General features: G+C 59.2%; 14 protein-coding genes. 3 read left to right on the forward strand and 11 right to left on the reverse strand.

All coding sequences use genetic code 11. The features are described 5' to 3' along the window. Positions 1-1,076: 1,076 nt before the first annotated feature. Positions 1,077-1,799 carry a hypothetical protein gene (locus tag JJ869_RS17520; protein WP_292269016.1) on the reverse strand — a complete coding sequence of 241 codons (723 nt, stop codon included), beginning with the start codon at positions 1,797-1,799 and terminating at the stop codon, positions 1,077-1,079. Between the two features lie 185 nt (positions 1,800-1,984). Here JJ869_RS17520 and JJ869_RS17525 point away from each other — a divergent pair, with 185 nt between their 5' ends. Continuing rightward, a complete protein-coding gene (locus JJ869_RS17525) occupies positions 1,985-2,932 on the forward strand; it encodes a site-specific integrase (RefSeq protein ID WP_292269018.1) in 948 nt (315 codons plus the stop codon). 245 nt (positions 2,933-3,177) lie between these two features. On the opposite strand, the gene JJ869_RS17530 is transcribed toward JJ869_RS17525, so the two are convergent. From JJ869_RS17530 to JJ869_RS17550, 5 genes are all read right to left on the reverse strand, one after another. Then, positions 3,178-3,816 carry a CoA transferase subunit B gene (locus JJ869_RS17530; protein WP_292269019.1) on the reverse strand — a complete coding sequence of 213 codons (639 nt, stop codon included), beginning with the start codon at positions 3,814-3,816 and terminating at the stop codon, positions 3,178-3,180. Continuing rightward, on the reverse strand, positions 3,816-4,520 hold the full coding sequence (locus JJ869_RS17535; protein WP_292269020.1) for a CoA transferase subunit A: 705 nt from the start codon (positions 4,518-4,520) through the stop codon (positions 3,816-3,818). The genes JJ869_RS17530 and JJ869_RS17535 overlap by 1 nt, the downstream gene beginning before the upstream one ends. Further along, the gene (locus JJ869_RS17540) at positions 4,517-5,377 is read right to left on the reverse strand and encodes a 3-keto-5-aminohexanoate cleavage protein (RefSeq protein ID WP_292269022.1); all 861 of its coding nucleotides are present in this window, start codon (positions 5,375-5,377) and stop codon (positions 4,517-4,519) included. Before JJ869_RS17540 ends, JJ869_RS17535 begins: the two co-directional genes overlap by 4 nt. Positions 5,378-5,612: 235 nt before the next feature. Beyond that, a complete protein-coding gene (locus tag JJ869_RS17545) occupies positions 5,613-6,470 on the reverse strand; it encodes an alpha/beta hydrolase (RefSeq protein ID WP_292269024.1) in 858 nt (285 codons plus the stop codon). Continuing rightward, positions 6,467-6,889 carry a hypothetical protein gene (locus JJ869_RS17550; protein ID WP_292269025.1) on the reverse strand — a complete coding sequence of 141 codons (423 nt, stop codon included), beginning with the start codon at positions 6,887-6,889 and terminating at the stop codon, positions 6,467-6,469. The genes JJ869_RS17545 and JJ869_RS17550 overlap by 4 nt, the downstream gene beginning before the upstream one ends. 212 nt (positions 6,890-7,101) lie before the next feature. On the opposite strand from JJ869_RS17550, the gene JJ869_RS17555 reads away from it, so the two are divergent. Both JJ869_RS17555 and JJ869_RS17560 read left to right on the forward strand, forming a co-directional pair. Beyond that, positions 7,102-7,977, forward strand: a complete 876-nt coding sequence (locus JJ869_RS17555) for a dioxygenase (protein WP_292269026.1) — start codon at positions 7,102-7,104, stop codon at positions 7,975-7,977. Between the two features lie 107 nt (positions 7,978-8,084). Continuing rightward, complete coding sequence (locus tag JJ869_RS17560; RefSeq protein WP_292269027.1) at positions 8,085-8,975, forward strand: LysR family transcriptional regulator; 891 nt, start codon at positions 8,085-8,087, stop codon at positions 8,973-8,975. A gap of 30 nt (positions 8,976-9,005) precedes the next feature. Here JJ869_RS17560 and JJ869_RS17565 read toward each other — a convergent pair whose 3' ends face one another. The 5 genes from JJ869_RS17565 to JJ869_RS17585 form a co-directional block, all read right to left on the reverse strand. After that, on the reverse strand, positions 9,006-9,704 hold the full coding sequence (locus tag JJ869_RS17565) for an ABC transporter ATP-binding protein (RefSeq protein ID WP_292269028.1): 699 nt from the start codon (positions 9,702-9,704) through the stop codon (positions 9,006-9,008). Continuing rightward, on the reverse strand, positions 9,697-10,440 hold the full coding sequence (locus JJ869_RS17570) for an ABC transporter ATP-binding protein (RefSeq protein WP_292269029.1): 744 nt from the start codon (positions 10,438-10,440) through the stop codon (positions 9,697-9,699). Before JJ869_RS17570 ends, JJ869_RS17565 begins: the two co-directional genes overlap by 8 nt. Next, on the reverse strand, positions 10,433-11,437 hold the full coding sequence (locus JJ869_RS17575; protein WP_292269031.1) for a branched-chain amino acid ABC transporter permease: 1,005 nt from the start codon (positions 11,435-11,437) through the stop codon (positions 10,433-10,435). The genes JJ869_RS17570 and JJ869_RS17575 overlap by 8 nt, the downstream gene beginning before the upstream one ends. A 4-nt stretch (positions 11,438-11,441) precedes the next feature. After that, a complete protein-coding gene (locus tag JJ869_RS17580; RefSeq protein ID WP_292269033.1) occupies positions 11,442-12,311 on the reverse strand; it encodes a branched-chain amino acid ABC transporter permease in 870 nt (289 codons plus the stop codon). A gap of 58 nt (positions 12,312-12,369) precedes the next feature. Beyond that, positions 12,370-12,694: ABC transporter substrate-binding protein (locus tag JJ869_RS17585; protein WP_292269035.1), on the reverse strand; the 325-nt coding region annotated here is incomplete at its 5' end.

Here is a 12,694-nt window from a genome sequence, read left to right on the forward strand (position 1 = left end):
CGACTACGGTGCTTCATGGCAAGACCAAATTGCAGGGTTTTCAATGCAATAATACAAAACCCTGCGGGAAATGGCTACAGGAATCACAGTTTATTCATTCATTATCAACAGCTTGGGCGTTGTTCAGGACGGACTAATCAGGATTAGCCTAGGTTAATCATACTCAACCTAATCTTGGATCCCGGATAGAAGGATATGAAGAAAAGGGAGGGTGCTGAACGAAGTCCTCCGGGGTTACTTGTTTTGATCCGAACCTTTGCCGGCTATGAACCCCAGAACCCTGCAAGACACCGGCACCCCAGTTTACCCCTGAGAGCCACGGAGAGGCCCGCTGGGTGCCATATTGGCTTATCCTATATTGGACCACCCGCGGACCGAAGATGCGCCTCACGGCGCATCTGATGGGCTTTCCTTGCATGCCTTCACCGGGAGACAGCAGATATCTCCGTCGGGTTACATGAGGTGCCTCCCGCATCCATACTTCATAACCCGGGAAGCATCTGCTTGCTTTTGGATTCGACACCCACCCCGGAGGACATCACCATCCCTTACCCCCCCTTCTTCATATCCTTCTATTTCGAAGTCCAAGAACAAGTTGGATCTAAGTCTTTCTAGAGTGATATTAATAGAAGGAGGGTAAGGTAGTGCCGCGCGGGACGGAATCTCTACATATGGATTAAAGAGCCAATATCGATCAATATGTTGTCCCGAATGACTTAATGTACGGCGAATAAACCTTCCGGGAAAATAGGTGAAAAATGCCGCAAACCACCGTGAGATCGCGGTTGAGTATAGATTTTCCCGGAGAGATTTTCTGGCCATATGCAGTACAGCTGAAGCCCACGGCAACCGCTATAACCGGCACAGTCGGCATCCTCTGCATATAGTTTTCTCTCAGGCCCGAACTGTTGCCGCCGCGCTCTGTCCGCGCTTCGGGATGACCAAGGCTTACCCCCGGAGTTCCGGCCCTCTTTGCGCAAGGCCGCAAGGTCATTGCATCACAATGCCGAAGACCCAACGAACCACCCTTCACCAATCCTTGCACAAGGCAATTCGAACGACCCGTCTGCAATCAGTTATGGCTGCCTGTTTCTTAGCTCTCGGAGTGCACGTTTCGCACTACTATATGTCCATGCCCGTCCAAGTGAGTTTCGCACGGTCTTTGCCGCATCGCTGTCAATGAACGCCTTGAGGCTGGCACCCGGGATGTCGTCTTTGTAAGCGTCGAACGCTTGTTGCAGCTGTCGAACAGCATCTTCAGCTCTCTGCTTTCTGACCAATGCTGAGTTCACCCGAGCGCTCTCAGTCTGCGCTTGCCGCTGCTTTTCACTGCGGACCGCAGTCTGCCTTCCGACTTCAAGACGTGGCATGTTTCCCATCTTCACCAACAGGGCAGTTTCAGACGACAGGTCACACAGTGATTTCCGCGTCTGTACGTCCCGGAAGTGCTCCTCATATTCAATCAAAGCCGACCAGAGTTCCGATTGCATTTTGGGCGTCGCTGCCCGGAACAGGCGGCTGTAGCTATCAATCACTATCTGCCCCGACCCTGTCCCATCTTCAGAACTTTGCTTCATCGTTTGCAAAGCTTTGAACAACTGGGGCAAGTCGTTGAGAGACGTGATCTTTCGCGCATAATCCCACGCGACGATTTTGAGACTGGCATCCAGCTTGCTGGCCATCATCTCCAGTGCCCGTATTTGCGTGCGAGCGGCGGGCTCCTTCGAAATATCTGGAACATGGCGTGGACCGGACGTGATCAGCAGATAAGCTATGACGTGACGGCTGTGACGTTGCATTTTGTCAGCATGGCGTTGCGTTTCGTTTCATAATGTCCAGTTCGATGGCACTCAGCGGGTTTCAGATCACTGCCTGAGTAAACTGCTAAATATTGGTATTACAATGGCTTGGATGCATTTTTCGACCGACATCCGACTATCATTGTGGGATAATTCAGCTCAACAACAGCAAAAAGGTATCCCCCATGCCCAAGTCCGACAAAACCGTCTCCGACGCCTGCCAAAGCTGGCTCAAGACCAGCGAACGCAACGAGCTCGAACGGTCGACCCTCAAGGCCTATCGCAGCCACGTGAACATCCACATTGACCCGAGGATCGGTACTCTTCTGCTCACGGAATTGACCCGCAGTTCGGTCCGCGACTTCATGTACGAGATGCTGGATGAGGGCGTGTCCCGGGCACATGTGAAAAAGGTCATGGTCAGCCTGCGGTCGATCCTCTCCGAGGCCGTCGAGCGGGAATGGATCACCCACAACGTGGCATTGGATGTGAAGCTGCGTCGCAAATCTCGGACCGCCGAAGACGAGAAGATCATCCCGACCAAAGACGAGATCAGACTGATCATCGAAAATGCCCCCGCAAGCCATCGTGCGATGTTCATCACTGCAATCTTCACGGGCATGCGCATTTCGGAATTGCGCGGGCTGACCTGGGACTGCGTCGACTTTGATCGCCGGGTCATCAAGGTCTCGAAAAGGGCCGACGAGTTCGGCGCCATGGGAGCGCCCAAGAGCCGCGCTGGCGTTCGGGACATACCCATAGCCCCCATGGTGCAGGAAACGCTCTCAGCGTGGCACTCAGAGGCTCTGGAAAACGACCTGGGGCTCGTGTTCCCGAACGGCGCTGGGCGGGTGCAGAACTACTCCAACATCTACAATCGCATCTTCAAGCCGATGCTTGTCGAGAACGGCATCGTGAGTGATCGCGGCGAGGCAAAGTTCGGCATTCATGCCCTGCGACATGCCGCAGCATCGCTATTCATCGAGCAGGGCTGGAACCCGAAGAAGATCCAGACACTGCTCGGGCACGCCTCCATCACCATGACGATGGACACCTACGGGCATCTGTTCGAAAGCCCCGAAGAAGACGTCTCGCTGTTCGAGAAGCTGGAGAGCGATCTGTTGGCGGCGTAGGCGCGCATTTCGGCTTACCTAATGGCATTTTCGCCCAGCTAACGACCTACTGTTGCATTCTTCAACAAGTCAACATTGCAGCAACACTTTTCGGCGAAGTTTATCGATAGAGACCTTCTCGACAGAAAGCGACGGGAAACCCTCTCGGGCAACTGATCAAAGCTTGATGGTGGCCTGAGAACAATGTGAAACGGGCCAATTTAGATCTGGCAGTCAGCCCGGACAACGCGCCTCGGCGAATTTGGTCAGATAATCTTTGCCTCAGTCGCAGACAGAATGTAGTCCCGCGTTACTTCGTCGGCGCATTCCACAAGCCGCAACCCATCCGGTGTAACGTCAAGCACACCGAGATTGGTAATGATGCGATCAACCACGCCCTTGCCGGTCAACGGCAGCGTGCATTCCTTCAGAACCTTGCTGTCACCGTGCTTGTTGGTGTGATCCATGACGACAATGACACGTCCGACCCCCGCGACGAGGTCCATCGCACCGCCCATGCCCTTGACCAGCTTGCCCGGGATCATCCAGTTCGCCAAGTCGCCCTTCTCGGACACTTCCATCGCGCCAAGAACGGCTGCTGCGATCTTGCCGCCCCGGATCATCCCGAAAGATGTTGCGCTGTCAAAGTAGCTGGTGCGCGCAAGCTCGGTGATTGTTTGCTTGCCCGCGTTGATCAGGTCGGGGTCCTCTTCGCCTTCGAACGGGAACGGCCCCATTCCCAGCATGCCGTTTTCGGACTGCAGTGTAATGTCCTTATCCCCGACATAGTTGGCGACCAGCGTCGGGATGCCGATGCCGAGGTTCACGTACATGCCGTCTTCAAGCTCCTGCGCGGCACGCGCCGCCATCTGATTGCGATCCCATCCTTTAAGTGAACCGGGCATTATGCAGTCTCCTTCTGGCGAACAGTCCGCTGTTCGATGCGTTTTTCGTGCTGACCCTGAACCAGACGGTGCACGTAGATCCCCGGCAGATGGATGTGATCCGGGTCGATGGAGCCGCGCGGCACGATCTCTTCGACCTCGGCCACGCAGACCTTGCCACACATGGCGGCGGGTGGATTGAAGTTGCGCGCGGTTTTGCGGAAAATCAGGTTGCCAGTGTCATCAGCTTTCCAAGCCTTGACGATGGAAAGGTCGGCAAAGATGCCCTCTTCGAGGATATAATCCTTTCCGTTGAACTGCTTGACCTCCTTACCTTGGGCAATTTGTGTGCCGACTCCGGTCTGCGTGTAGAACCCGGGGATGCCTGCGCCACCAGCCCGCATACGCTCGGCCAAAGTGCCTTGAGGGTTGAATTCCAACTCCAGTTCTCCGCTCAGATACTGACGCATGAACTCGGCATTCTCGCCCACATAGGACGACATCATCTTCTTGATCTGACGGGTCGCCAGCAGCTTGCCGAGACCGAAATCATCGACGCCTGCGTTGTTCGACGCCACGGTCAGGTTCTTCACCCTGCTGTCCACCAAGGCGTCGATCAGCAGCTCGGGGATGCCGCACAGGCCGAAACCTCCTGCGGCGATCATCATGCCATCCTGCAAGAGGCCATCAAGCGCCTCGGACGCCGATGCGTAAACCTTGTTCATGCCGCTTGTCCTTTCTCCATGCCCTCTGGCATCCGCAGCCCCAGAATGCGGCGCGCGTCCTGCCAGCGCGCCACGGGGCGATTGTTCTTCTCACAGATCTCCACAGCCCGGCGGACCAGCGCGGCGTTCGACGGCGCAAGCGTGTCGCGGTCGAGACGGACGTTGTCCTCGAGCCCGGTCCGGGCATGGCCACCCGCCGCGATGGCCCATTCGTTCAGCTTGAGCTGATTGGAACCGATACCCGCCGCGCACCACGGGGCGTCTTCCCCAAACAGGCGCTTCACCGTGTGGATGTAATAATCGAACACGTCCCGGTCGACCGGCATCGCGTTCTTTACGCCCATGACGAACTGCACATAGGGGGTTCCCGCCAACTGGCCTTTGTCGGCCATGTGCTTGGCCTTGAGGATATGGCTCAGGTCGAAAGCCTCGATCTCAGGTTTCACGCCGTAGGCCAGCATCTCACCCGCAAGCCAATCCACCAGATCCGGCGGGTTCTCGTACACGCGGGTCGGAAAGTTGTTCGACCCGACCGAAAGCGAGGCCATATCCGGTCGCAAAGACAGCATCCCACCGCGTGTCTTGCCCGCGCCGGACCGGCCCCCGGTCGAGAACTGAATGATCATGCCGGGGCAATGCTTCTCGATCCCCTCTTTCAGCGCCGCGAATTTGTCGGGGTCCGAGGATGGGGTTTCGTCGTCATTGCGCACATGGGCATGCACGATGGTCGCTCCGGCCTCGAAGGCCTCGTGGCTTGACTCGATCTGTTCCGACACGGTGATCGGCACGGCCGGGTTGTTGGCCTTGGTCGGCAAGCTGCCGGTAATAGCGACGCAGATGATGCAGGGGTTTGTCATGGTATCTTTCCGCTGTGCCAAGCCGAACGGGTCGGCTTGGCGTGATCAGTGATCTGTCAGGATCGCGCGACTGTGTGGACAGGCGTTTTTGTCTGGCTCAGGGCGTCAAGCGACTGTCGCTCTTCGTCGGTGAAGAACATCCAAGCCACGTCGGACGTCTTGTGTTTCTTGCATCCCGGACAGGGGTTTCCTTCATTCTTGCACATGGCTCCTCCTCCCGTGCTAGTGGCTTCGATCAGGCCGCTTTGGCCGCCTGCAGTGGCATCCTGTCGAGAGCGTCGACAAAGAACGGCCGGAAGCCGTCGGGATGTTCGCTCATCGGGAAGTGACCAAGCTCGTCCATCACGGCGAGCGTCGCGCCCGGAATGGCATCTGCCGTACGTTTCGCGTCTTCGGGCGTACAGGTCAGGTCATAGGCGCCGACGATGATGTGGACCGGCGTCTTGCGCGTGTCGATGGTTGGAAGACGCGGGATCAGGCTGTCATCCTTGGTGTAGAAGCTCAGATCGCCCCGGAACACACCCGGCCCGCTTTGCATGAACATCCAGAGCGTGTTCCACCGCTCGGCGTTCGGCGCGAAGGGAGAGATATTGGCCGACACCAGCGCCGCGCCCATCTCTCCGCCATGGGCGTCGGGACGGTGGAACCAGTCGATGTCATACCATGCGGGCTGGAAATCTGAGGCTTCTATGGCGATGAAGCCACTGAAGGTGTGCCCATGCAGCGCCGCGAGTTGCAATGCGATGCGCCCGCCCATGGAACAACCTGCCAGAACGGGACGGTCCAGACCCAGCCCGTCAATCACCGCAAGAACGGTCTCGATATAGGCCTCGGTGGTCAGCAGGTATTCCTCGGTCTCGAACCCTTCGGGCGGCAGGGACTTGCCATGCCATGGCATGTCGAAGGCGATCAGGCGGTTCGACGCCGTGATCTCGGCGTCATTCATAAGGTGCCGCCACTGGCGCGTGTCGGCTCCGGCGGTGTGCAGGCAGAGGACCGGACGCCCGTTGCCTGCTTCCTCGAAATAGATGCGGCGCGGGGCGCCTTGGACGGTGACGGTCAGGTAGCGCCCTGTGATCGGTTCGATGCTCATGCTGCGACCTCCTCTGATGCGCGGGCAAGACCCATGACCTCTTTGAAAAACCGCAGGTTCTTGACGAGGCTCAGGATGTCCCCGTCGATGCGACCCCGGCCAATTTTCACCAGACCGAAAATGTCGTGAAATCTCGGTGCGGGTCGCGCCTGCCAGAACTGCGAGAGTGCGTCCGCATCGGTGCGCAGCGCAAAGCGCCAGGGCGTCTTGCGGCTGGGACCTTCGACAACCGAGGTGATGCGGCCCTTGTCGAAGGTCAGGTAATATTCGTCGCCATCCACCTCGATCAGGACGATCTCGGAAAACAGCCTCCCGAGACGCAGCAGATGCGGCGCGCCGTCAAGGCGAGTCTGGATATGTGTGAAGGTGTCGATCACCTGCGCCTCCCATGTGGTCATGTGCTTGGGCTTTGGTGACATGCGCCAGTGTCCTCACGCCATGCCGGTCAGGGTATGGGTCGATACTCTGGGCTCGGTGCGCGGCGTTTCGCGAAAGGCGCGGTTTGTGGTATCACCCGATACCGCCCGAGGCATTGGGTGAAGGCCCCGTTTCGATGAAGTCTGAACAGCGACGGGAGGCACACATGCCCACCGACACCGATCCACAGACTGCCAGGAGGAGGAATTAACCCATGGGCATCGTCAACCAAGACAACATCACCGACGTCGTGATCGACAGCCTCGGCAAGCACGGCGACATTACCGACCGCGAGCGCGAGATCGCAACCGGCCTGATCAAGCACCTGCACGGCTTCATCAAGGACGTGAAGCTGCAGCACAGCGAATTCCTCGCCGCCTGCGATTACCTCGCCCGCGCCGGCAAGCTCTGCAACGACAACCGTCAGGAATTCATCCTGCTGGGCGACATCCTGGGCGTCGAGGTTCTGGTCGACATGATGACCAATCCGATCGAAGGCGGTGAAAGCGAATCCACGGTGCTTGGCCCGTTCTACCGCGAGAACCCGCCGGTTCTGCCCAAGGGCGGCTCGACCATTCAGAAGCATTACGACAACGAGGAAACCGCCTATTTCGAAGGCTACATCAAGGACGAGAACGGCAACGGAATTGCCGGTGTAACGCTCGACGTCTGGGAAGACGCACCGAACGGCGTCTACGAAAACCTCGACCCGGATCAGCCGGAATACAACCTGCGCGGCCGCTTCGAGACTGACGAGAATGGTCACTACGCCTTTGTCGCCGTGCGCCCGGTGCCCTACCCGATCCCGGACGATGAAACGGCGGGCGAGCTGCTGCGCTTCATGGGTCACCACCCGAACCGCCCCGGCCACATGCACTTCATCATCTCCAAGGACGGCTACCGCCCGCTGATCAGCCAGATTTACGACGCGGACAGCGCATGGCTCGAAGAGGATTCGGTCTTCGCGGTCAAGGAAAGCCTGATCGGCAAGTTCAAGCCCGCACCCGAGGGCCTTGGCACCGACCTGCACTTCGAGTTCGACTTCGTGCTCAAGGCTGAAGCCGCTGTTCAGGCCGTCGCGGCCGAGTAAAACTTATTACCCTCCCTGTTGACTGGCCCCCGTTTCTTCGGGGGCCTTTTTTCGTTTGTGAGATCAGCAGGATCGCATAACGTCCCACCTTGGGGAGAGGCGTTACAATGAACTTCAAACAACTGACCTATTTCATCGCGGTCGCCGAAGAGCTGCATTTCGGTCGTGCCGCCGAACGGCTCGACATGGCGCAGCCCCCACTCAGCCGTCAGATCAAGCAGCTCGAGGAAGACCTGGGCGCGATCCTCTTCAACCGGGGCCGCAGCGCGATATCTTTGACGCAGGCGGGCGAACGATTGCTCGCGCGCGGCAAGTCGATCCTTGCACAGCTTGAGGATACGCAGCTTGAGGTTCGCCGTCTTGGTCAAGGGGCCGAAGGGCGTTTGCGCGTCGGCTTCGTCGGCTCGGCCACCTTCGGCATCTTGCCCAACATCATCCGGTCTTACAGAGCGAATTACCCGGAGGTGAACCTCAGCCTCATACCGATGAACAACGCCGATCTGCACCGGGCGCTGGTGTCGCGAGAGTTGGATGTCGTCTTTGCCCGCCCGACGTTGAAAGACCCGGAATTCCTGTCAAAACATCTGGTCGAGGAAAAGCTGATCCTCGCCCTGCCCGACATCGTGGACACGGGCACGCGGACGGTGGCAAAGCTGGAACGGCTGATGACGCACCACCTGATCCTCTACCCCGAACGCCCAAGGCCCAGCTATGCCGACATGGTGCTGAAGGCCGTCGAAGATGCAGGCTTTCAGGCCCCGCTGCGCATCTGGTGTATGGACCTGCAAACCGCTCTCAGCCTTGTCGCGGTGGGGGAAGGGGTGTGCATCGTGCCTGAATCGGTGGCCAATGCGCCGCGCAAGGGAATGAAATTCTTGAACATCGAACCCGAGATCGCGCGGACCGAATTATCGGTGAACTATCGCGTCGATGAACAGGGGGTTCACGTCAAGAATTTCGTGACAATCGCGCAAAAGGTGGCGCGCAAGATGTTCTAAGGGGATCGGCCCAGTCTCCGGGCCAATCCGTCACACACCCAGCCAGGTGTGCTGTGCGTCTTCGTCGGCCTTGATGTCATCAGCGCTGCCGGTCCAGACGATCTGGCCTTTGCCAACGATCACCACATCGTCGGCCAGCGACGTGGCAAAGCCGAAGTTCTGCTCGACGATGATCATCGACAGGCCCGCAGCTTTCAACTCCTGAAGCTTGTCGTGGATCAGTTTGACGATGATCGGGGCAAGCCCCTCCGTCGGCTCATCAAGGATCAGAAGCTTTGGGTTCATCAGCAACCCGCGCGCAATGGCCAGCATCTGCTGTTCGCCCCCAGACAATTGCGTACCGCCATTGTCCATCCGTTCACCCAGACGTGGGAAAAGATCAAGCACCCGCTCCATCGTCCAGTCCGCCCCGGCGCCACCAAACCGCTTGGCCGCGATTTCGAGGTTCTCGCGCACGGTCAGCGACGGGAAGATGTCCCGCGTTTCCGGCACATAGGCGATCCCGCTCTTGGCGATGTCAAAGGGCTGGCCCGCCATCTTTTTGCCCTCGAACAGGATTTCCCCGGACTTGAGCGGCAGGAGCCCCATGATCGTCTTGAGCGTCGTGGATTTGCCCGCGCCATTGCGGCCCAGGATGGCCAGAACCCGGCCCGCCTGCGCCTCAAGCGACAGGCCATACAGCACCTGCGTTTCGCCGTAGCCGGATTCGATTGCGTTCAGGTTAAGCATCTTCCCAGCTCCCCAGATAAATGTCCTTGAGCAGTTTCGATCCCCGCGCCGCTTCGGGCAGGCCGTCAAAGACCACCTCGCCGTAGTTCAGAACGGTGATCGTGTCGGCTACGTCAAAGGCGAGGCCCATGTCATGCTCAATGATCAGCATGGTCAGGTCGCGCGGCAGGTTGTTGAGCAGGTCGTGAAACCCTTTCGACATTTCCGGCCCGACGCCGCTGGTGGGTTCGTCCATCAGCAGCACCAATGGACGCGTGGCCAGTGCCACACCAACCTCAAGCTGGCGGCGCACGCCATAGCTGATCTCGGACACCTTGGCGTGGATGTAGGGCATCAGGTTCACCTGCTCGGCCACCTCGTCCACGATCTCGCGCACTTCGGGTTTGGCAAGGCTGTCGGACCAAAGCTGGGTCGCGTTGCCGGTATGCACGGCGGCAGCCAACCCAAGGTTTTCCTCGACCGTCAGCCCGTCGAACAGGGTGTTCTTCTGGTAACTGCGCGACAACCCGCGACGGGCGCGTTTGGCGACCGGCAAGGCGGTGACATCCTCACCCGCCAGATGCACCGATCCGCTGTCCGGGGTCAGTTCGCCAACCAACTGGTTGAAGAGTGTCGTCTTGCCCGCCCCGTTCGGCCCGAGGATCACCCGGCGTTCGCCGCGTTCAAGTTTGAGCGACACGTTCCGTGTGACGTGGACGGCACCAAAGCTCTTGTCCAGATTGCGTGTCTCAAGCATCTCCGAGCACCTCCTTGGCTTCTGGCTTGCGGGTTGCGTCGGTCAGGCGGCGGTCGATCCGGGCGCCCCAGCGGGCTTCGATCCAGCCGAAGATCCCGTTGGCGCGGCTCATGACGACAGCGATCAGGAGGGCGCCCACGACGAGGTGCCAATAGGTGGTGACAGCGCTCAGTTCGTGCTTAAGCACGACAAAGGCCGCCGCTCCCACTAGAGGCCCGACAAGCGTGCCCAGACCGCCAAGGATGACGACAACCAGCGCCTCACCGGACACAGTCCAACTGAGAAGTCCCGGCGAGATGTACATGATGTGCTGTGCGGCGAGAACGCCAGCCAACCCGGCGATCATGCCCGACAGGCCGAATACATCCGCCTTCACGCGCCACACGGTCAGACCCAGCGCGCGCATGCGCTGTTCGTTGTGCATGACACCTGTCAGCGACCGGCCCAGACCGGAGCGCAGGATCAGAACCGACGCGCCGTAGATGGCACCAAGGCTGGCAAGACAGAACAGCGCAAAGCTGCGGCTATCGTTGAGGTCAATTCCCACAAAACTCAGATCAAGCCGGGAGATGCCGCCCAGCCCGTCATCGCCGCCGAAGATCGGCGCCTCGAACACGTAGGAATAGGCCATCTGCCCGAAGGCGAGCGTCGCCATGATGAAATAGATGCCATGGCTGCGCGAACAGATGGCACCAATGGCCCATGCGATGGCCCCGGTCAGGGCAACCGCCCCTGCCATTGCCACTGGAGGCGCAATGCCAGCCGTGGTCGACAGGATGGCATAGGCATAGGCACCCATCCCCATCAGCGCGCCGTGGCAGAGCGAGACCATGCCGCCAAAGCCCGCAACGATGTCGAGTGCCAGAACCAGCATGGCAAGGATCAGGATCTCGGTCAGGATCTCCAGGCCGAAATATTCGGCGGTGAACGCCTGGAACAGCGCGGCCGAGGCCAGCAGGACCAGAACAGCATAGCGAAGTGCGGTGTGACGAAACATGCGCTTATCCTTTCGCCGGAAACAGGCCCACCGGCTTGATCACGAGGACCGCAGCCAACAGGGCGTAGATGAGAACAGAGGCGAGTTGCGGGGCGAGCACGGCACCGAAGGTCTGCACGAAGCCGTAGATCAGCGATCCCGCGATGGCGCCTTTCAGCGACCCAAGTCCGCCAATCACGATCACGATCAGCGTCGGGATCAGGATTTGCAGGCCCATATCGGGCGTCACGCTCAATAGAGGTGCAGCAACGGCCCCAGACAGTCCGGCCAAGGCACAGCCCACGCAAAAGACGATAAAGAACAACCGCTCCACATTGATGCCAAGACAGGCAGCCATCGCATCATTGTCCACGCCGGCTCGGATCATCGCGCCGATCTGGGTACGGCCCAGAACGAAAGCGAGCGCGGCAAAGATGGCGAGACCCAGAGCAATGATGAAAAGACGGTAAGTCGGATATTCGACCCCAAGGAAGGTCAGTCGGCCCGACAAGATGGCAGGTACGTCGATGGCCAGCGCCAGATCGCCCCAGACGATCCGCGTGAGATCGAGCAGGACAAAGATCAGCCCGAAGGTCACCAGAACCTGCGCCATCGGACCGGATTTGCGCATCCGCTTGATGAGGCCCGAATAGAGCAGGATACCGACACCAGCGACGGCGACAGGGGCCAGAAAGAACCCCATCCAGTAGCCACCGACCGCAGCAAGGGAAGCCGCGAAATAGGCACCCAGCGCATAAAGCGACCCGTGGGCAAGGTTCACGAAATGCATCAACCCGAAGATGACCGTCAGGCCGATGGAAAGCAGAAACAGAAGCATGGACAGTTGCAGCGCGTTCAACGCCTGAAGTGTCCAGAAGCCAAGATCATGTGCCATGAGAGGTCCTCCTCGGACAGGGCGACCCGGCCGCTGGCAAGCGACCGGGCCGGACGGGTCAGTTGGAAACGGGAGCCATCTCGCAGCCGTTGACCGGGTCAGCCTCTGCCGGAAGCTGTGCCAGCACCTTCTGGGTCAGACCACCCTCACCCGGCACGGTCTCGTAGACATAGACCGGCTGGATGATGTTGTTCGTGGCCGGGTCAATCGACAGGTTGCCACGCGGGCCGTCAAAGCTGACCTGACGCAGAGCCGTGGCGAGCGACGCGCGGTCGGTGGCACCAGCCTTGACCGCCTCGATCAGAGCACGGGCCGAGTCATATCCCTGAACCGCGAATTCCGACGGCGCGCGGCCTGTCTCGGCGGTGAAGGCGGCGACAAAG

This window comes from Marivita sp., from assembly GCF_017643905.1.
Lineage (GTDB): Bacteria > Pseudomonadota > Alphaproteobacteria > Rhodobacterales > Rhodobacteraceae > Marivita.